Consider the following 19,075-nt stretch of genomic DNA (forward strand, 5'->3'; position numbering starts at 1 on the left):
CTCTCACGGTTCGCAGCAAGGCGGGCATCCCAAAAGGGATGCCCGCCTTTTTTCATGGACCTTCGCAGGGCAGGCGAGCGTTCCATGCGGCCCCCAAGGCCTCGTGAAGACACTCCTGCACTCCTGCATGCCTTCGCCAGCTGAAGGCCTCTTTCGGAGCCTGCTGCACTGCACTCTTTCAAGGCACTCAAGGTGCTCTTTCACCTATCCGCAGTGCCACGCTAGAAGCACCTGCCGCTGCAGCAGAAACCAACTGACCTGGACCTGCCGACAAAGGGGACGGAGCCCCCTATGAGCACTATGAGCACTATGAGCACTATGAGCACTATGAGCAGTGAAAAGCCTGCTCTGTGTATGCTCCCGGCCCCACCCAGGAAGGCTGGCCAGCACTGCCTGTCTGGCCATTTCTGCCACGCTCATGTGGGTGCCTGAGACCCTGGCCCAGCCCCTTCGCCCGATCGCGGCGCTCTCTCCGCAAGATAGCCTGGAAGGCCCACTCGCCACACGCTCCAACGGCGCCCATAAAAAAACCGCGCCGAAGCGCGGTTTTTGTGTCGTGGTGATTAACCCGGACTCAGAGCTTGACGGTCTGCATGTAGCTGTCGAAGCGGCCTTCGGCCACGCGGAACCATGCCACCTGGTCACGCTGGAAGTTGCGGAAGTCCGCGTAGATCTTCTTCCACTCGGGGCTCTTGGCATCGTTCTCGGCATACACCTCTTGGGAAGCCTTGAACGAGGCGTCCAGCACATCCTTGGTGAAGGGCAGGAGCTTGATCTTGGCGCCAATCAGTTGCTTCAAGGCGACGGGGTTGCGGGCATCGTACTTGGCCAGCATGTCCACGGCGGCGTGCGACGACGCGGCCTGGATGATGGCCTTGTTTTCGGGGGACAGTGCGTCAAATGCCTTCTGGTTGATGAAGAAGTCCACCTCGGGACCACCTTCCCACCAGCCGGGGTAGTAGTAGTGAGGCGCCACCTTGTTGAAGCCCAGCTTCTGGTCGTCATAAGGACCGACCCATTCCGCCGCATCGATGGTGCCCTTTTCCAGAGCTTGGTAAATTTCGCCACCGGGCAGGCTCTGGGGCACCACGCCCATCTTCTGCATCACTTCACCCACCAGGCCGCCGCCCAGGCGCATCTTCAGGCCCTTGAGATCAGCGACCGACTTGATTTCCTTGCGGTACCAGCCACCCATCTGCGTGCCGGTGTTGCCACCTGCGAAGCTCAGCATGCCGTAGCCTGCATAGAACTCGTCCATGAGTTTGCGGCCGTTGCCGTGCATCATCCACGCGTTCATCTGGCGCGAGTTCATGCCGAACGGAATGGCCGAGCCCAGCGCGAAAGCGGGGTTCTTGCCGTAGAAGTAGTACGGCACGGTGTGGCACATTTCCACCGAGCCCTGCTGCACGCCGTCAGCCACGCCCATGGCAGGCATCAGTTCGCCGCCAGCGTGCACCGAAATTTCGAACTTGCCGCCCGACATGGCTTTCACCGCATTGGCAAACACCTCGGCACCGCCGTAGATGGTGTCAAGGGGCTTGGGGAAGCTCGATGCAAGGCGCCAGCGCACAGCAGCCTGCGCGTGAACAGCAGGCGCCACCCCGGCGGCCAGCACGCCAGCAATGCCCGCATGCTTGATGATTGAACGACGATCCATGTGGTTATCTCCGAAAACTCGATTGCACAACTTGGCGCGCAGGGCGGTAACCCTTGGCCCAAGAACTTTCTTACCGGAATCGATTGTAGGAACATGCCCTGTGCAGGATTTGCGGGTTTTCCCGTGAAATCCCGGCCATCGCCGAAGGGCTTCAGGGTTCTGCAAGCATCGGCCCCGATCAGTCAACAACGGCTGTTGAGTGCACGGCGCGCAAGCGCCACCGCAGACCGGCGAAACTGGCACGCCCCATGCCAGGGCAGCCGTGCAAGGGCCGCCCCGCCGCACTGGCTGCGTCCCCCTTCCCGAATAGCGCAGCAATTCGAGAGAAGGGGGAAGGCGCGAAGCGCCTCAGGGGGGGCCCCTATATCTTCTGCGCCGACATGAACGTGTCGTATCGCGCTTCGGCAAAACGAAACCACAGGATCTGGTCGCGCTGAAAGTTGCGCATGTCTCCGTAGATCCTTTTCCACTCGGGGCTTTTGGAGTCGTTGTGCGCGAAGACTTCCATCGAGGCCTTGAATGCGGCGTCCATGACGCTTTGCGAGAACGGCAGCACCTTGGTCTTGGCCGCCACCAGCTGCTTGAGGGCGGTGGGGTTCAGGGCATCGTACTTGGCCAGCATGTCCGTGTGTGCGATGGCAGCGGCCGCCTCGACAATGAGCTTGTTGTCGGCCGACAGGCTGTCAAATGCCTTGCGATGGATGAAGAAGTCGATCTCCGGCCCCCCTTCCCACCAGCCGGGGTAGTAGTAGTAAGGGGCCACTTTGTTGAAACCGAGCTTCTGGTCGTCGTAGGGCCCTACCCATTCGGCCGCATCGATCGTGCCTTTTTGCAGGGCCTGGTAAATCTCGCCCCCCGGAATGCTTTGCGGAATGGCACCGAGCCGGGACATCACATCGCCCACCAGACCGCCGCCCAGGCGCATCTTCATGCCCTTGAAGTCGCTGGGGCTCTTGATCTCGCGCAAGTACCAGCCCCCCATCTGTGTGCCCGTGTTGCCGCCTGCGAAGCTCACCATGTTGAAGCCCGCATAAAACTCGTCCATGAGCTTGCGGCCATTGCCATGGAGCATCCAGGCGCTCATCTGGCGGGCGTTGAAGCCAAATGGAATGGCCGAGCCCAGCGCAAAGGCCGGGCTCTTGCCATAAAAGTAGTACGGCACGGTGTGGCACATCTCGACTGCACCGCCCTGTACAGCATCCACCACACCAAACGCCGGCATCAACTCGCCCCCGGCGTGAACGGAGATTTCGAAGCGGCCGTTCGTCATGATTTTCACGGCCCTGGCGAACACCTCGGCGGCGCCATAAATGGTGTCCAGCGACTTGGGGAAGCTGGAAGCGAGCCGCCACCGGATGGATGCCTGCGCAAACACCGCCGGCGCCGCACCGGTGGCCAGCACCCCTGCGATACCTGCGTGTCTGATGAGAGAACGGCGATCCATAAAACTTGTCTCCAGGGGTGTTGTTGACAGGCAGGAACGCATGGTGCCATTGCGACGCCACGCAGGCCGGGGCCTGTTGCCTTTTGTCGCAATTGTAGAAGTAGGGAGGGCGGCGGCCCCTCTAGGTTTTCCCCTGCACAGCCGCCGCCACGCACAGCCGCCGTGTGCCGCCACGGAGGTCACCCGCTGGAAGGGCTGGCCAAAAAAGGAGACAACCGGAACGGGAAACAAGCGCGGCCACCCCGTACAGCGTCACAGGCAAAAACAACGCTCCCAGGCCGCCCCTTCGCCTGAGGGCAGGCCGCCGCCAAAGCCGCTGGAGAGCGCGCTAAGCCTGCAGAAAACGCTGCGCTATCGCGCGCTGGATGCCTGCGGCATCCAGACCCTGCAGCGCAAGCAGTTTGGCAGGCTCGCCATGTTCGATGAACACATCCGGCAGGCCCAGTTGCAGCACCGGGCGCACGATGCCCAGGGTGTTGAGCGCTTCGGTCACTGCACTGCCCGCGCCGCCCATGATCGCGCCCTCTTCCAGCGTGACCAGCGCATCGTGGCGCTCGGCCACTTCACGCAGCAGCGCCGCGTCAATGGGCTTGGCCCAGCGCATGTTGACCACGGTGGCGTCCAGCGCCTCGGCCGCTTCGAGCGCAGGGTACAGCAGCGTGCCAAACGACAGGATCGCAATGCGCGGCGCCTTGGCGTCGGTGCCCTGGCCCTCGCGGCGGATCTCGCCCTTGCCAAAGGGCAGGCTGTCCAGCCCCGCCAGCGGCGCCACACCGGCACCGCTGCCACGCGGGTAGCGCACGGCCACGGGGTGGTCCTGCTCGAAGGCGGTGCTGAGCAACTGGCGGCATTCGCGCTCGTCGGCCGGGCAGGCCATGCTCATGTTCGGGATGCAGCGCACAAACGGGATGTCATACGCCCCGGCATGCGTCGCGCCGTCCGCCCCCACCAGGCCTGCGCGGTCCAGCGCAAACACCACGGGCAGGTTCTGCAAGGCCACGTCGTGGATCAGCTGGTCGTAGCCACGCTGCAAAAAGGTGGAGTAGATCGCCACCACGGGCTTGACGCCCTCGCAGGCCATGCCGGCAGCGAACGTGACGGCGTGCTGCTCCGCGATGCCCACGTCGTAGTAGCGGTCGGGGAAGCGTTTTTCAAACTCGACCATGCCTGAGCCCTCGCGCATGGCGGGCGTGATGCCCACCAGGCGCGTGTCGTGTGCGGCCATGTCGCACAGCCACTGGCCGAACACCTGGGTGAACGTGGGCTTGGGTGGCGTGGCGGGCTTGGTCAGGCCCACGCTGGGGTCGAATTTGCCCGGGCCGTGGTAGGCCACGGGGTCGGCCTCGGCCAGCTTGTAGCCCTGGCCTTTCTTGGTGACCACGTGCAGGAACTGCGGGCCTTTCAGGCTCTTGATGTTCTCCAGCGTGGGGATCAGCGAATCAAGGTCGTGCCCATCGATGGGGCCGATGTAGTTGAAGCCGAATTTCTCAAACAGCGTGGCGGGCACCACCATGCCCTTGGCATGCTGCTCGAAACGCTTGGCGAACTCCAGCAGCGGCGGCACGGGGCGCAGCACGGTCTTGCCCACGTTTTTGGCGGCAGCGTAAAACTGCCCGCTCATGAGCTGGGCGAGGTAGCGGTTGAGCGCCCCCACGGGCGGGCTGATGCTCATGTCGTTGTCGTTCAACACCACCAGCAAGTTGGCATCGGCCACACCGCCGTTGTTGAGCGCCTCGAACGCCATGCCGGCGCTCATGGCGCCGTCACCGATGATGGCCACGGCATGGCGATTTTCGCCCTTGCGCTTGGCGGCCAGCGCCATGCCCAGGGCGGCGGAGATGCTGGTGCTCGAATGCGCGGTGCCGAATGTGTCGTACGCGCTCTCGGCCCGCTGCGGAAAGCCCGAGATCCCGCCCAGTTGGCGCAGCGTGTGCATGCGGTCGCGGCGACCCGTCAGGATCTTGTGCGGATAGGTCTGGTGGCCCACGTCCCACACCAGGCGGTCTTCGGGGGTGTTGAAGACGTGGTGCAACGCAACCGTCAGCTCCACGGTGCCCAGGTTGGAGCTCAAATGCCCGCCCGTCTGCGCGACACTTTCGATCACGAACCCGCGCAGTTCGGTGGCCAGGGCCTTGAGGTCTGCGCGCGAAAGCTTGCGCAGATCTGCCGGGTCATTGATGGTCTGCAGCAGGGGAAAGGACGTAGTTGACATTAGCTATTCTTTTTATAGCTACCAGCGCTTTACAGTCAAGCGCTAGCGGCCAATTTTGCATTGATTTCACTGCATGGGGCATGAACAGGGTGCAGCACGGATCATCGGGCCTGGCTCAATGCGAGCGGCGCACCACCATGTCCGCCAGCGCGCCCAGCGCACGGGTGTCGGGCAGGCCGCTGTGGGCCAGGGCCGCATGCGCCTCGGCCAGCAGTTCCTGGGCGTAGGCCTGCGCCCGCGCGAGCCCCAGCAAAGACACGTAGGTGGGCTTGTCGGCTGCGGCATCCTTGCCAGCGGTCTTGCCCAGCGTGGCGGAATCGGCCACCACATCCAGAATGTCATCGACCACCTGGAACGCAAGGCCCATGGCCGCGCCGTAGTCGGACAGCGCCTGGTAGGCCGCGCCCACGGCGTGGCCACACACCGCCCCCATGAGCACACTGCCCTGCAGCAACGCGCCGGTCTTGAGGCGGTGCATCTGGCGCAGCTGCGCTTCGGTCAGCGCAACCCCCACGCTGGCCAGGTCGATCGCCTGCCCGCCCGCCATGCCGGCCGAGCCCGCGGCCCGCGCCAGCAGCCTGCACAGCGTGGCCTGGGTGGCCGCGGGGATGAGGGTGTTGTCGGGCGTGAGCAGTTCAAACGCAAAGGCCTGCAGGGCGTCGCCCGCCAGCAGCGCCTGGGCTTCGCCAAACTGCACGTGCACGGTGGGCTTGCCACGGCGCAGCACATCGTTGTCCATGCAGGGCATGTCGTCGTGCACCAGCGAGTAGGCGTGGATCAACTCCACCGCACAGGCCGCGCGCAGCGCGGCATCGTCATACACCGCAGAGGCCGATGCGCCACTGCAGACCGCCTCGTAGGCTGCCAGCACCAGCAGGGGCCGCAGCCGCTTGCCGCCATCGAGCACCGCGTAGCGCATGGCGTCGCCCAGCCCGGCGGGTGCGCCATCGCCCACCCATTGCGACAGGGCCTGCTCCACGCGGGCCAGGTGGTTCTGGCTCCAGAGATTTATATCCAGGGGCTGGCTCGCAGAAGTCATTGGCACCGCGCTCATTCCTGGTTCCATGGTTGCAGTTGCCCTTCGTCCAGCACCTTGATCTGGTCCTGCACGGCATCCAGCCGCTGGCGGCAAAACGCCAGCAGCGTGGCGCCGCGCTGGTAGCCAGCCAGCATCTGGTCCAGCGGCAACTGGCCCGACTCGATGCGGGCCACGAGTTGCTCCAGCTCTTCCAGGGCTGCCTCGTAGCTGGCAGGTTCGGCGGGAGGAGCGGGGGTTGCAGGGGCCTTGGGCATGGAGGGGGCGGCAGAGCGCGGGTGAAAAACCGGTGATTTTAGGCGCACCGGTACACCATCCGTGTCAGATGCGGTCCGATCCGTGACGCCGCTCTATTTTCAGAAAGCGATGTTTTCTATTCACGTAGCAGGGGTGCGGGAATAACCCCACCGCCTATAATCCCATTCCAGTCGAGCCGGCTAGCCCCCTAGCCGGTTTCCTTTTTTCCAGATGCGCATTCCCAGGCGCACCTCCCGCACTTTCCCCCTGTGGGGAGTCTTTAGGTCAGGTCACCCATGTCTGATTTAAGTCTTCAACTGCAGCAGGCCGCAAGCCAACTACCAGTTTCAAGCTACTTTGACGATGCGCTGTTCCAGCGCGAGCTGGATTCCATCTTCCAGCGCGGGCCCCGCTACGTGGGGCACCAATTGGCAGTGCCCAATACGGGCGACTACTACGCCCTGCCCCAGGAGGGCGAGGGCCGTGCCCTGGTGCGCAACGCCCAGGGTGGCGTCGAGCTGGTCTCCAACGTCTGCCGCCACCGCCAGGCCGTCATGCTCAAGGGCAAAGGGTCGCTGAACACCCAGCAAAAGGGCAGCGCGGGCGGCAACATCGTGTGCCCCTTGCACCGCTGGACGTACAACCCCCAGGGCGAACTGCTGGGCGCACCCCACTTCGCGCACGACCCGTGCCTGAACCTCAACAACTACAAGCTGCGCGAGTGGAACGGCCTGCTGTTTGAAGACAATGGCTACGACGTGGCCGCCGACCTGGCCCAAATGGGCCCGCGCGCCGACCTCGACTTTGGCGGTTACGTGCTCGACCACGTGGAGCTGCACGAGTGCAACTACAACTGGAAGACCTTCATCGAGGTCTACCTGGAGGACTACCACGTCGGTCCCTTCCACCCCGGCCTGGGCAGCTTTGTGACCTGCGACGACCTGCGCTGGGAGTTCGGCAAGAACTACTCGGTGCAGACCGTGGGCGTGGCCAACCGCCTGGGCAAGGCCGGCAGCCCCGTGTACGAACGCTGGCACGAAGCCCTGCTGGCCTACCGCGAAGGCAAGCCGCCCAAATATGGCGCCATCTGGCTCACGCTGTACCCGCACATCATGGTGGAGTGGTACCCGCATGTGCTCACGGTGTCCACGCTGCACCCCATCAGCCCCACCAAGACGCTGAACATGGTGGAGTTCTATTACCCCGAAGAGATCGCGGCGTTCGAGCGCGAATTCGTCGAGGCACAGAAGGCCGCCTACATGGAGACCTGCATCGAGGACGACGAAATCGGCGAGCGCATGGACGCAGGCCGCAAGGCGCTGCTGGCGCGCGGCGACAACGAGGTCGGCCCCTACCAAAGCCCCATGGAAGACGGCATGCAGCACTTCCACGAGTGGTACCGTGAGGCGATGGGCTCGGACACCATCGACCCGGCCACGCCAAAACGCTGAATACGGCGGCAAAACCCCGCCAATCTGCAGGCCCGCCGTGGTCTGCTCTCATTACAATAGCTGCCAGTGCTTAAAAAATAAGCGCTGGCAGCTATTTTCATTTCTGCGCCCCACGGCGCGCTTCAAGAGATCACAACCCGATGCAAGCCCTCTGGATGGTGTTGGCCGCGTTCCTGTTTGCCAGCATGGGCGTGTGCGTCAAGATCGCATCGGACTTCTTCAACTCGGCCGAGCTGGTGTGCTACCGGGGCCTTATCGGCATGTTCATCCTGTGGCTGCTGGCGCGCTCGCAAAAGGTGCGGCTTGCCACGCAATACCCTGGCATGCACGCCTGGCGCAGCCTGGTGGGTGTGACATCGCTCGGTGCCTGGTTCTTTGCCATTGCCCACCTGCCACTGGCCACGGCCATGACGCTCAACTACATGAGCAGCGTGTGGATCGCCGCCTTCCTGATCGGGGGCACGCTGCTGGCCTGGCGCCCCTCGCCAGCCACCCCGCGCCCTGCCCTGCAAGGCCCGCTGGTGCTGACCGTGCTGGTCGGTTTTGTGGGCGTGGTGCTGATGCTGCGCCCCAGCCTGGACCAGAACCAGGCCTTTGCCGGACTGATCGGGCTGATGTCCGGCCTGACGGCTGCGTTTGCCTATATGCAGGTGGTGGCGCTGTCGCGCCTGGGCGAACCCGAATCGCGCACCGTCTTCTACTTCGCCGTAGGCTCTGCGGTGGCGGGCGGCGTGGGCATGCTGTTCACCGGCACCTCGGACTGGCCGGGCTGGCAGGCGTTGTGGCTGCTGCCCATCGGGGTTCTGGCAGCGGGCGGCCAACTGTGCATGACCAAGGCCTACGCCAGCGCCAAGACCCAGCGCGGCACCCTGGTGGTGGCCAATCTGCAGTATTCGGGCATCGTGTTTGCCGCTGTCTACAGCGTGCTGTTGTTTGGCGACAAGATTCCGCCCGTCGGCTGGATCGGCATGGCACTCATCGTGGGCAGCGGCATTGTGGCCACCATCCTGCGTGCGCGGGCTGCGCCCGGAGCACCTGCCGAAGAACACTGATGGATACGAAGTGACGAGCACACCGCGTACCAAGATGGCCACAATGGAACCCCTTTCGACGCACTCCGTCACTTTGCCCATTTTCTGCCGATGACCCCCTACACCACGCTCATCTCCGCCCCCGACCTGCAAGCCCTCATCGCCAGCGGTGCGCCGCTGATGGTGTTTGACTGCAGCTTCGACCTGATGCAACCCACGGCAGGCGCGCAGCAATATGCGCAAGCCCATATTCCCGGCGCCGTGTACGCCGACCTGAACAACGACCTCAGCGCCAAGCACGGTGCACCCGGCGCCACCGGCACGCTCACGGCACAAGAGGCCGACCAGCCCGCATCCGGCGGCCGCCACCCGCTGCCCAGCCGCGAGCGTTTTGCCATGTGGCTGTCCAGCGTGGGTTTTGCCAACGGCATGCAGGCCGTGGTGTACGACCGCCAGGGCGCGAACTACTGTGGCCGCCTGTGGTGGATGCTCAAGTGGGCGGGCCATGACGCGGTGGCAGCGCTCGACGGTGGGCTGCAGGCCTGGCAGGCCAACGGGGGTGCCGTGAACAGCGGCGACGAGCCCGCACATTTCCAGTCCAACTTCCAGCTGGGCGAACCCCTGCGCCAGCTGGCCACGGCCAGCGACGTGCTCGCACGCCTTCAGCAGCCCGGCCAGACCGTGATCGACGCCCGCGCTGGCGCCCGCTACCGGGGCGAAGTGGAGCCGCTGGACCCCGTGGCGGGCCACATTCCAGGCGCGCTCAACCGCCCCTTTGCCGAGAACATCGGCACCGACGGCCGCTTCAAGCCTGCCGCCGTGCTGCGCGCAGAGTTCGACGCCCTGCTGGCCGGCCGCAACCCCGCCACCGTGGTGCACCAGTGCGGCAGCGGCGTGAGTGCCGTGCCCAATCTGCTGGCGATGGAGGTTGCAGGCCTGGGCACGACCGCACTCTTTGCGGGCAGCTGGAGCGAGTGGTGCAGCGACCCCACGCGGCCCGTCGAAAAAGGCTGAGAGCAACCCCAAAAAAACTTCAGGCGCCGTGGCTGCGTCTTGCCGCACCACGCGCACTGCCTTGCGACACAACGCCTGGCCAAAACCGCCTCGCTGGGTTCTTTTTGCCGCTCTGAACGGGGGGGTGCCGGTCCGTATCAGGCGGCAAGGGTTGCAAAAGCGCAAAAAAGATGGTTTTGCAGGCGCTATCAAAACCATGAGCAGATCCCGCACACCCGGGCCCGAGGCCGCAGCAAGCCACACCCTGTGAAATGCCGGACGGTGCCTGATCGGCTTGTAGGGCAAATTCCTACATGGCCCACCGCGAAACCAGACACGCGGCACAGCCAAACCCCGACTTAATTTCTGATTGGGGCGGTTTCACAATCCATTTCAACGGATCACGCAAAACCTGCAATCAGCAGAAAACGCAAGACCCGGTACTGGAAAAAAGGAAGCTGCCATGACCAACGAACAACTCCTCGCTGAAATCCGCGAAGCCAACCTCACCTACCTGATGTTGGCCCAGACCCTGATTCGCCAGGACAAGGCCGAAGCCGTGTTCCGCTTGGGCATGAACGAAGAGTCTGCCGATATTCTGGCATCTCTGTCGGCAGCGCAAGTGATGAAACTGGCCTCCCGCAACACGCTGCTTTGCAGCTTCCGCGTGGACGACAACCTGGTGTGGAGCTTGCTCACCAACCACTCTGCCAAGAAGGTGGGCAACGAAGCCACCAACACGCTGCACGCCAACATCCTGATGGCCAGCCGCGTGTCGGAAGTGCTCTGAAGCATCTGCCCACGGCCTTCTTCTCCCAGTCTCCACCGAAAGCCCGCCATGTCCACCAACGCCCCCGCTGCCAAAGCCCCCGCCAAGAGCGTGCTGAACGAATCCAAACAGATCGAACGCGCGGCCATGCTGATCCAGATGGGTGCCCGCATGCAAGTGCTCGAATCGGAAACCACGCTGTCGTACGAGCGCCTGATCCGGCTGTACAAGGAGATCGCGGGCAAGTCACCGTCGAAGGGCCAGTTGCCCTTCTCCACCGACTGGTTCCTGACCTGGCAAGAGAACATCCACAGCTCGCTGTTCTTGAACATCTACGAATACCTGTCCAAGGGCGTGGACCTGGATTCGGTGGAGCTGCTGACCAAGGCCTACCGCCTGTACAACGAGCAAGTGGCCACGGCCGAGATCGAACCCCTGCTGTCGTTCACCCGCGCCTGGCGCCTGGTGAAGTTTGTGGATGCCGGCATGTTGACGCGCACCAAGTGCAGCCAGTGCAGTGGCCAGTTTGTGACCGAGCTGTACGAGAACCGCCACTTCACCTGCGGCCTGTGCAACCCACCCGCCCGCGCTGGCAAGAGCAAGACAGCCGGTGCACTGATGCTGCATTGAGAAATTGATGGAAAATAGCCTCTAGCGCTTTATTCACAAGCGCTAACAGCTATATTTTTTATAGCAAAAAAGAAACAGCCCCTCAAAGGGGCTTTCCTGCATGTGGCATGCAGTCCTCCATGCTCACCGCTCAACGCCCGGCCAGCAGCGCCCGCACGTTTTCATCCATCGGCACCGCATAGTTGTGCGCCGCCACCACGGTGTTGCCCACCGGGTTCACCAGCTTGAGGCTGATGTACACCACCGACGTGGACACCGCATACGTGCCCACCACCACGGCCTGCGCGTCCTGCGCCTGGCTCACCTCGCGCACCTCGCGCGAGAGCAGCAGCTCGCCCTGGTCGCGCTGCAGCAGCAGGTTCTCGCGCAGTTTCACCTCGGTCACCTTCAGGCCCCGGTGCACCATGCGGCCCGCGATCTGCTCGGAGAAGATGCGGCCCAGCCGCGATGACTCCGTGAGCCGATCCACACTGACCAGCGTGGCCACCAGCACGGGCTGGTTGGCGTCCAGCGGTGCGTATTGCAGCAGCGCATCGGTGGCGCGGTCGTTCAGCTCGATGAGGTTGCTGCGCGATATTCCGCCCGCCCGGTCACCGTAGTAGTAGCTGTGCATCGGGTTGGTCACGCAGCCCTGCAGCAGGCCCATTGCCACGAATGCCACCAACGAGAACGCCACAGCGGGCGCCCGGGTCGGCACCCTGTCGCAGAAGGATGGCCGGGCCGTCATGGTGCAACCACCCGCCAGGTTTTCACGGGCGTGGGCGGCGGGGGTGCGGGCGGGGGCGGCGGGGGCATCTCGGGCGCCTTGGTCTTGTAGAGCACCGAATCCTCCTGCTCGATGTAGTACACATCGGCGGTGCGCGCCAGATAGCGGTCCCCGCCCTCCAGCGACGTGGTGATCAGCACCTCGGTGCGCGTGGGGCCGCCTGCGGCCGGCCCGCTGATGGCGTACTGCGTGAGGTCGGTCACCAGGCCCAGGGCCGTGACACCGGCCAGCATCGAGCCCGCGCTCTGGTGGTACAGGTACCAGTCGCGCGCCACGCCCACGCCCAGCGCCAGGCGCGTCCAGGGCAAGGGGCCCATGCTGTTGACCCGCGCCTCGTGCTGCACCAGCTGCGTCTCGAACGTCATGGTGACCGCCGTAGGCTGGGTGGACAACGTCACGCCCTTGTCCAGCAGCCGCGTGATCAGCAGCTTGCGAAACCCGTTGTTGAAGCTCGTATCGCCCGCGGACGGCGCCACATAGATGGGGTACTCACCCGCAGGCCAAGCGCTAATCTTGCCGGCCACGCGGCTGGCCACGTCGTCGGCCAGCACATCCCAGTGGTGCACGGCGCGCGCCTTTTTCTGGTCGCTGACGGGGTAGTTGTCGGCACGCGGCACGTCCAGGGACGAGCAGCCCCCCAGCAGCAGCACGGCCGCCACGGCGGCGGTGGCAGCCGCCCAGAACGGCACCCGGGCGAGGGATCGGTGGTGTTTCATGCGCACGAGCCCCTGGTAGTGGTGGTATTGAAGGTGTCGGCGAAAAGGTGCATGCGGTCCAATGGCATTGCGCCATCCTAGTGGGGGGAGGCAGCGGCCATCGGCCAATAAGCGCCGGATTTGCATCGCACTTTGGCGGCGCCCCCTGCACAGCAGGGGTGGGCACCTACACAACCCCGGCAACACCTGCCGCACAATCCGCGCATGACCGCGCCCGCCGCCCCCCCGTTGCCGCCCAACTCATCCCCCGCCCCGCTCGCGGCCGAGCCCGCACCGGAGGCCGCGCCGGCAACCGGCAGCCCCGGCGCAGGCACGCCGCACCCACCGGCGCCACCACCGTTGGCCCCCACGGCCCAGCCCGCCCCTCCCCCACCATCCACACCCGAAACCACGGCAGCCGCCACCGGGGCCACCACTGCCCAGGCGCCCGCGCAGGCTGCCGCCGCGCCCACCCTCCACCCCGATGCGGCCGCCACCGCCTCCACCCCCGCCAGCGCATTCCTCCCCGGCCCGCTCATGCTCCACATGCCCGTGGACGTGCGCAACCTCTCGCTCGCGCTGCTGGCGCTGTTTGCCAGCGTGGCCCTGCTGCACTGGGCCAGCGCCGTGTTCATCCCCATCATGCTCAGCCTGCTGCTCACCACGGCGCTACGGCCCGTGGTGGAAGTCTTGCGGCGCTGCTACGTGCCCCGCTGGCTGGGGGCCGGTGTGCTGCTCATCGCCATCGTGTTTGGCCTGGCCAGCGCCGCCTGGTCGCTGAGCGACGGCGCCGCACAACTGGTGGACTCGCTGCCCGTGGCCGCCAAGAAGGTGCGCGACAGCATCAAGGCGCGCAGCGGCGCCAGCAGCCCGCTCGACACCATGCAAAAGGCCGCCACGCAGATCGAACAGGCCGCCAACGAAAACAGCGCCGCCGCCAGCCCACCCCGGCGCGGCGTGCAGCGCGTGGTGGTAGAGCGCCCCCCCTTCAACATCCGCGACTACCTGTGGAGCGGCACCATGGGGCTCATGTCTGCGCTGGGGCAGCTCACGGTGGTGGTGTTTCTCACCTTCTTTGCGCTGGCCTCAGGCAACCTGTTTCGCAGCAAGCTGCTGCGCATCGCGGGCACCAGCCTGGAGCGGCGCAAGGTCACCATCCACGTGCTGGAAGACATCACCAACCAGATCCAGCGCTACCTGATGGTGCAGGTGTTCACCAGCGTGCTGGTGGGTGTGGCCACCGGCCTTGCCTACTGGGCCCTGGGCCTGGAGAACGCCGCCGTGTGGGGCGTGGTGGCCGGGGTGCTCAACCTCGCACCCTACATAGGCTCGGCCCTGGTCACCGGCGCATCGGCCCTGGTGGCCTTCCTGCAGTTCGGCACCCTGGACATGGCCCTGGCCATCGGCGGCGCATCCATGGTCATCCACACGCTGGTGGGCAACCTGCTCACCCCCTGGCTCACCAGCCGCACCAGCAGCATGAGCCCCGTGGCCGTGTTCGTCAGCGTGCTCGCCTGGGGCTGGCTGTGGGGCCTGTGGGGCCTGCTGCTGGGCATCCCGGTGATGATGGCCGTCAAGGCCGTGTGCGACCGGGTGGAAGATTTGAAGGCGGTGGGGGAGTTGCTGGGGGATTGACGCGGCGCATGCAAGAGGTGCCGCCGATGCTGGCGCTGCGGCAGCGTGATCGTACGGAACGAGTGCCTGCGCCGCCCGGTACAGCCGCTATCGCCACGCGCGGCGATTGCGCATGCCCATCATTGCCAACAGGCCGCCCAATACCATCAGCATCCAGGTGGACAGGGTCGGAATCCCCTGGCTCAACAACTGCACAGAACCCGCATCGATGCAACTCCCCGAAACCCGTTGGAACCCACGCTGATCCTGCGTGATGCCACCCGGCAAAAGAGCCGTCGAGCCTGCGCAGATCGCCGCGCCGCCCTGAACCGGCAACATTGTTTGCGTCAAGCCTCCATTGTTGGCCAGCGGCCCCAGGGGCTGGGTGGCCGTGGTGACAAAGTTCAGCGTTCCCTGGCCGGTCTGGTCGTCTGCAACACCCGCAGCCAGATTGTGGAAGAACACGTTGTTGCTCGATGTGGTGAAGCCGCCGGAAAGCACGCTGGGGGAACTGCTTGCCGAGTTGTCGGCAAACACATTGTTGTGCAGCGTGGCGTTGGCATTGCCTGTCGCAAGCGCGGCGCCAGAACTGGCCACATTGGCCGAGAACGTGTTGTTGATGGCGGTGGTGGTTCCCAGATTGGAAAGCGCACCGCCCAGGCTCCCGGAGGTATTGGCGCGGAATGTGTTGTTGATGGCGGTCAGCAGGCCGCTGGGCTGGACATTGATGGCTCCGCCATTGGTTGGCGCGGTATTGCCAACAAACGTGTTGCCCGTCACCGTTGCGCTCCCAATGGCAATGATGGCACCACCGCCGACGCTGGAAGTCGTGTTGTTCGCAAATGTGGAGCCGGTCGCGGTCAACGTGCTGCCAGCCCCCACCCCTATGCCACCTCCATTGCCGGCGCTGTTGCCTTGCAACACGCTGTCCCGAAGATTCACCGTACCCGCCGTGATGTTGATCCCGCCCCCAAAGCCCCCTGCAGCCGCCCCGTTGGCGATGGTGACGGCCGACAGGGTGAAGACGCCCCCCGAAACGCTGAAGACACGCAAGGCGCTGGAGCCGCTGATGGTCAGGTTGGCTGCGCCAGGCCCCTGGACAATGAGGTCCTGCGAAACCGCCAAGGTCGATGCCAGAGAGATCGTTCCTGTCACTCCGGGCGCAAAAACAATGGTGTCCCCCACCGCCGCCGTAGCCATTCTGTCGCGCAGCGACCCCGCTCCGGCATCGTTCGTGTTGAGCACCGTCAACGTCGCCGCGCTGACGGGCCATCCGATCATGGCGAGCGCCAGCGCGCCCGTGAGTACAAAAGACCTGAAATACTGCATAGAGTCACCTGACGGGCAAAGGGAGCAGACGCCAAAACACGCCGCGTGGGCGTGCTTGTTACTCATTGTATCGATGAGACCCTCTTCCACTACTGCAGGAAAACGCCGTCTCGCCGCCTTGGTCGGCGCATGCCGGGGCCTTCGCATGCAGGGTCCGCGGAATGGGTGGGGGTCCACAAAGGGGTCCACAAAGCACAAAGGGGTCAAAAGCACAAAGGGGTCAGGTCTTGCCTTTTGCCATCCCAACCCCTTCAGATAAGAAAAGCACAAAGGGGTCAGGTCTTGCCTTTTGCCATCCCAACCCCTTCAGATAAGCACTACTCAGAACCAGCCAATATCGCAGCCCGATGTGCCGACACGATACGGCTGACCCGCGACACGGACAAGCCCAATTGGCGCGCGATCTCTGACAGGCTGATTTGTGACGCGTAGTGCGCCTGCACCAAGGCCTGATCCCTCGTGGGGCACTCGGCAAGCCAGTCTTGCAGGCTCTTGGGGCTGGCACGCTGTTGTTTGGGGATTTCTTTGGCGCTCACGGCGCGGTCACTGGTCAGCGCCTGCATGCGCAGCACGAAGTCTTCATTGCCTAGATACATTTGCTGGCGCAAGCCCTGGGCCCAAAGTTGAACCCCCTGCCCCGCTTGCACCAACGCGACATAAGCCTGGGCCGCCTGAGCCCTTGCCTGTGCATCCTGTGCATCGCGCCCCAGCAGATAGCCCCACACGGCCTGCGCATCCAGCCAATCAGGCGCAGGGCTCAGACCCGCCAGCGCGTGGTAACTGCACCACGGCCACTGGGCAGGATGCTCTACCAGGTGGGCGCGCACCCTGTTCAGCTCCACATAGCGGCACACCTCCAGAAGGTAGGCATCCCGGTCCACCAAGATGGCTTTGAACCGCCCTTGAAAAAGATGCCCCACCTTGCCGTGGCGCCGATTAAAGCGCTGGGTATAGACACCATTGATATGGCGCATCAAAAGCGACAAGTTGGGTTGCCGGGTGTGCAGCACAAAGTGGTAGTGGTTGTCCATAAAGCACCAAGCCACAGCACATGCATCAAAGCGATGCAGCGCTTGACCCAAAACGCTCAACAGGTTTTCGCGGTCAACGTCACCCAGAAAGATGGGTTCACGCCGGTCTCCCCGCGAAGTCACGTGATACACCGCACCTGGAAACTCGATTCGCAGGGGTCTTGCCATGTTCAATCCTTTGGAAACTCACTGATCAACCTGATGGTGCGAGAGAGTTTCTAGCGATTGAAGGCAAAAGGCAAGACCTGACCCCAATGATGCTCCGCCCCATGCCAGCCATGACCGGGCAGCGCCCCGGCATGTGCCTATGGATTGCACGGCGGTCATACTGCAGCCGCTGCCGGTGACGGTGCGCAAACGAGGGAAAATCGTCTAACCGAACAGTATTGAGACCTGAACCCAACGTTCAATGAGCAATAGCTATGACCGTGTGAACCTTCCCTGCAACAGCTTATTCACCTTGTTGTATAGAAATTCCATCACTACAAGGCTCACAACATAAAACGGCAGGAAGAGAAGTGCCCTCCATGAAAGATAGTAATCAACGATAGGTTGCCCATCCCCAAAAAAATTGGCAAAAATAAAAGCCAGCAATAAAAAAACCCCCACTCCGATCAAGTAGAAAAAGTATCTAATATTTTTCTCAAAATTCATACTCAAGCCTACCTTAACGGAACTGGAGTTCCTGGCGTCCTAAATGTTCCGGGAAACGGTGTTGGACGGAACGGTGCAGTATTATTTATAATAATTTTCGCCTCAACGCTATTGGCCCCTTGAATTCTGGCCATAAGCCCATTATCAAATCGAGTGGCATAAACCCCTCGACCATACAAATTATTTTGCCCCACACGTATTAAGCCGTCTTGTGTGATTTTTTGAGCAGCTTCGCGCGTAGTGAAATGATAAAGGGTCTGTGGCACCCTATAGCACGCCGCGATCCCCACAGCCGCCTCAATACCCACAGCGCCAACAATAGGCGCAGCTATTGCGCCAGCAATAACAGGCCCTCCGACACCTCGGAAACCCTCTCCTCTTTGAATAGCCTCATCCAAAGTGACACCGTTCTTTGCTCCCTCAAACGTTGTCAGATCGAGAAATAGCAGCCCATCTGGATCAACGAAGCTCAGTGGGTTTGCCGAGGCGTAGAGGTATCCATTCCACCCCCCATCCAACCCAATCGGATCCCCCTGCGTATACCGCCCCGTCCCCGGTGCGTAGCTGCGGTGGTAGTTGTAGTGCAGCTTCGTCTCCTTGTCGAAGTACTGCCCCGGATACCGCAGGTTGAACGTGACTTCAGGAATGCTGGTGGCCCCCGTCGTCGGTGTGGTCGTCTCGTTCGTGAACCGCTTGGCCCCAATGGTCGGCTGCTCATCCCCAAACGCACTGTATGCCCACTGCCATGCGGTTTGCCCATCGGCCTGGGTGAGTTTTCTGGGGGTGTTCAGGTGGTCGCTGTGGACGGCGTAGGCGGTCCCCTTGATCACTGCCGCTATCGGCATGGGGCCGCTGGCGGTGGGCAGGTAGATGTATTGCGCGGTGCCACTGCTGTTGCTGCCGCCTGAGCCGTATTCGCCCAGCAGGCTGCCGTCTTCTGCATACACGTAGCTAAAGCCCAGTTTCTCGGCGTCGCTGGTGCTGGGGCTCCAGAGTCTGCTCCAGAAGCTCAGGAACCATTGGACCAGGCCGGGCTGCTCGGCCTTGGCGGTGGTTTCTGCCTCGTCGTCATCGGCCAGCAGGTTGTTCAAGTTCTTGCCGGTTTTGCTGCTGGTGCTGCCGCTGCTTTGGGTGCCGCTGCTGTACAGCGGCTCGGTCTTGAACACGCGCTGGCCCAGGGCGTTGTTGGCGTATTTGGTGGTGGGCGCGTCTTCGCCTTCTCCCGTGCTGGCGCTTTCCAGGCGGCCTTCGCTGTCGTAGCGGTAGGTGGTCAGGCCGTCGCCCAGCAGGTGCGGGTGGTTGTGGCTGTGGCTGGCCGGGGGAATGCTGGGGAGGCTGATGGCCTGTGATGTGGCCCCGGCAAAGACAAAGGCGAAGGCCAACTGGGCGCCAAGCCTGCTTGCATTGCCGGGTTTGAAGCCAAATTGGCCGCTGGCGCTGGATGGGCAAGCGCTAGCAGCTATGAAGTTAGGAGTTTTCAATAGCTACGGGCCAGCATGAGTGGAGCATGTTGCGCTTCAGTTTTG

The 19,075-nt window shown here is 63.4% G+C and carries 16 protein-coding genes; 6 read left to right on the plus strand and 10 right to left on the minus strand.

Annotation, left to right across the window (positions count from 1 at the left end):
* Positions 1-574: 574 nt before the first annotated feature.
* From ASE39_RS24935 to xseB, 5 genes are all read right to left on the minus strand, one after another.
* Entirely contained in the window at positions 575-1,657 is a 1,083-nt protein-coding gene (locus ASE39_RS24935; protein ID WP_010459821.1) for a TRAP transporter substrate-binding protein, read from the minus strand.
* A 361-nt stretch (positions 1,658-2,018) separates the two neighbouring features.
* Positions 2,019-3,101: a TRAP transporter substrate-binding protein DctP gene (gene dctP / locus ASE39_RS24940; RefSeq protein ID WP_010459823.1), complete on the minus strand. Its 1,083-nt coding sequence runs from the start codon at positions 3,099-3,101 to the stop codon at positions 2,019-2,021.
* A gap of 328 nt (positions 3,102-3,429) precedes the next feature.
* The gene (gene dxs / locus ASE39_RS24945) at positions 3,430-5,313 is read right to left on the minus strand and encodes a 1-deoxy-D-xylulose-5-phosphate synthase (protein ID WP_057272895.1); all 1,884 of its coding nucleotides are present in this window, start codon (positions 5,311-5,313) and stop codon (positions 3,430-3,432) included.
* Between the two features lie 115 nt (positions 5,314-5,428).
* Positions 5,429-6,367, minus strand: a complete 939-nt coding sequence (locus ASE39_RS24950; RefSeq protein ID WP_057225456.1) for a polyprenyl synthetase family protein — start codon at positions 6,365-6,367, stop codon at positions 5,429-5,431.
* Positions 6,364-6,606 (minus strand): exodeoxyribonuclease VII small subunit, encoded by a 243-nt coding sequence (gene xseB / locus ASE39_RS24955; protein ID WP_057225454.1) that lies wholly within the window; start codon positions 6,604-6,606, stop codon positions 6,364-6,366. The genes ASE39_RS24950 and xseB overlap by 4 nt, the downstream gene beginning before the upstream one ends.
* Positions 6,607-6,882: 276 nt before the next feature.
* Between xseB and ASE39_RS24960 the strand changes: the two genes are divergently transcribed.
* The 5 genes from ASE39_RS24960 to flhC all read left to right on the plus strand — a co-directional run bounded on the left by ASE39_RS24960 (position 6,883) and on the right by flhC (position 11,460).
* Complete coding sequence (locus ASE39_RS24960; RefSeq protein ID WP_010459831.1) at positions 6,883-8,037, plus strand: aromatic ring-hydroxylating dioxygenase subunit alpha; 1,155 nt, start codon at positions 6,883-6,885, stop codon at positions 8,035-8,037.
* Between the two features lie 140 nt (positions 8,038-8,177).
* Positions 8,178-9,089 (plus strand): DMT family transporter, encoded by a 912-nt coding sequence (locus ASE39_RS24965; RefSeq protein WP_057272896.1) that lies wholly within the window; start codon positions 8,178-8,180, stop codon positions 9,087-9,089.
* Between the two features lie 90 nt (positions 9,090-9,179).
* On the plus strand, positions 9,180-10,082 hold the full coding sequence (locus tag ASE39_RS24970; protein ID WP_057272897.1) for a sulfurtransferase: 903 nt from the start codon (positions 9,180-9,182) through the stop codon (positions 10,080-10,082).
* A gap of 442 nt (positions 10,083-10,524) precedes the next feature.
* Positions 10,525-10,851, plus strand: coding sequence for a flagellar transcriptional regulator FlhD (gene flhD, locus ASE39_RS24975; protein ID WP_008902803.1), 327 nt, complete (start codon positions 10,525-10,527; stop codon positions 10,849-10,851).
* Positions 10,852-10,899: 48 nt separating this feature from the next.
* Positions 10,900-11,460 carry a flagellar transcriptional regulator FlhC gene (gene flhC / locus ASE39_RS24980; protein WP_010459839.1) on the plus strand — a complete coding sequence of 187 codons (561 nt, stop codon included), beginning with the start codon at positions 10,900-10,902 and terminating at the stop codon, positions 11,458-11,460.
* A 130-nt stretch (positions 11,461-11,590) separates the two neighbouring features.
* On the opposite strand, the gene ASE39_RS24985 is transcribed toward flhC, so the two are convergent.
* Both ASE39_RS24985 and ASE39_RS24990 read right to left on the minus strand, forming a co-directional pair.
* The gene (locus tag ASE39_RS24985) at positions 11,591-12,187 is read right to left on the minus strand and encodes a FlgO family outer membrane protein (RefSeq protein ID WP_241776961.1); all 597 of its coding nucleotides are present in this window, start codon (positions 12,185-12,187) and stop codon (positions 11,591-11,593) included.
* Positions 12,184-12,942 carry a hypothetical protein gene (locus ASE39_RS24990; RefSeq protein ID WP_029413384.1) on the minus strand — a complete coding sequence of 253 codons (759 nt, stop codon included), beginning with the start codon at positions 12,940-12,942 and terminating at the stop codon, positions 12,184-12,186. Before ASE39_RS24990 ends, ASE39_RS24985 begins: the two co-directional genes overlap by 4 nt.
* A gap of 204 nt (positions 12,943-13,146) precedes the next feature.
* Here ASE39_RS24990 and ASE39_RS24995 point away from each other — a divergent pair, with 204 nt between their 5' ends.
* Complete coding sequence (locus ASE39_RS24995) at positions 13,147-14,556, plus strand: AI-2E family transporter (protein WP_057272898.1); 1,410 nt, start codon at positions 13,147-13,149, stop codon at positions 14,554-14,556.
* An 87-nt stretch (positions 14,557-14,643) separates the two neighbouring features.
* Here the strand turns inward: ASE39_RS24995 and ASE39_RS25000 are convergent, their stop codons facing one another.
* The 3 genes from ASE39_RS25000 to ASE39_RS25015 all read right to left on the minus strand — a co-directional run bounded on the left by ASE39_RS25000 (position 14,644) and on the right by ASE39_RS25015 (position 19,030).
* Entirely contained in the window at positions 14,644-15,864 is a 1,221-nt protein-coding gene (locus ASE39_RS25000; RefSeq protein ID WP_057272899.1) for an IPTL-CTERM sorting domain-containing protein, read from the minus strand.
* Between the two features lie 317 nt (positions 15,865-16,181).
* Positions 16,182-17,063 (minus strand): transposase, encoded by an 882-nt coding sequence (locus ASE39_RS25005; protein WP_057272900.1) that lies wholly within the window; start codon positions 17,061-17,063, stop codon positions 16,182-16,184.
* A 494-nt stretch (positions 17,064-17,557) separates the two neighbouring features.
* On the minus strand, positions 17,558-19,030 hold the full coding sequence (locus ASE39_RS25015; RefSeq protein WP_140426883.1) for an RHS repeat-associated core domain-containing protein: 1,473 nt from the start codon (positions 19,028-19,030) through the stop codon (positions 17,558-17,560).
* Positions 19,031-19,075 lie beyond the last annotated feature (45 nt).

This window comes from Acidovorax sp. Root267 (assembly GCF_001429215.1).
GTDB classification, from domain to species: Bacteria; Pseudomonadota; Gammaproteobacteria; order Burkholderiales; family Burkholderiaceae_C; genus Acidovorax; species Acidovorax radicis.

Excerpts from the sequence above, each read along its gene's own strand:
- ASE39_RS24935 (WP_010459821.1), bottom strand. The coding sequence starts at position 1,657 with ATGGATCGTCGTTCAATCATCAAGCATGCGGGCATTGCTGGCGTGCTG.
- dctP (WP_010459823.1), bottom strand. The coding sequence starts at position 3,101 with ATGGATCGCCGTTCTCTCATCAGACACGCAGGTATCGCAGGGGTGCTG.
- dxs (WP_057272895.1), bottom strand. The coding sequence starts at position 5,313 with ATGTCAACTACGTCCTTTCCCCTGCTGCAGACCATCAATGACCCGGCA.
- ASE39_RS24950 (WP_057225456.1), bottom strand. The coding sequence starts at position 6,367 with ATGAGCGCGGTGCCAATGACTTCTGCGAGCCAGCCCCTGGATATAAAT.
- xseB (WP_057225454.1), bottom strand. The coding sequence starts at position 6,606 with ATGCCCAAGGCCCCTGCAACCCCCGCTCCTCCCGCCGAACCTGCCAGC.
- ASE39_RS24960 (WP_010459831.1), top strand. The coding sequence starts at position 6,883 with ATGTCTGATTTAAGTCTTCAACTGCAGCAGGCCGCAAGCCAACTACCA.
- ASE39_RS24965 (WP_057272896.1), top strand. The coding sequence starts at position 8,178 with ATGCAAGCCCTCTGGATGGTGTTGGCCGCGTTCCTGTTTGCCAGCATG.
- ASE39_RS24970 (WP_057272897.1), top strand. The coding sequence starts at position 9,180 with ATGACCCCCTACACCACGCTCATCTCCGCCCCCGACCTGCAAGCCCTC.
- flhD (WP_008902803.1), top strand. The coding sequence starts at position 10,525 with ATGACCAACGAACAACTCCTCGCTGAAATCCGCGAAGCCAACCTCACC.
- flhC (WP_010459839.1), top strand. The coding sequence starts at position 10,900 with ATGTCCACCAACGCCCCCGCTGCCAAAGCCCCCGCCAAGAGCGTGCTG.
- ASE39_RS24985 (WP_241776961.1), bottom strand. The coding sequence starts at position 12,187 with ATGACGGCCCGGCCATCCTTCTGCGACAGGGTGCCGACCCGGGCGCCC.
- ASE39_RS24990 (WP_029413384.1), bottom strand. The coding sequence starts at position 12,942 with ATGAAACACCACCGATCCCTCGCCCGGGTGCCGTTCTGGGCGGCTGCC.
- ASE39_RS24995 (WP_057272898.1), top strand. The coding sequence starts at position 13,147 with ATGACCGCGCCCGCCGCCCCCCCGTTGCCGCCCAACTCATCCCCCGCC.
- ASE39_RS25000 (WP_057272899.1), bottom strand. The coding sequence starts at position 15,864 with ATGCAGTATTTCAGGTCTTTTGTACTCACGGGCGCGCTGGCGCTCGCC.
- ASE39_RS25005 (WP_057272900.1), bottom strand. The coding sequence starts at position 17,063 with ATGGCAAGACCCCTGCGAATCGAGTTTCCAGGTGCGGTGTATCACGTG.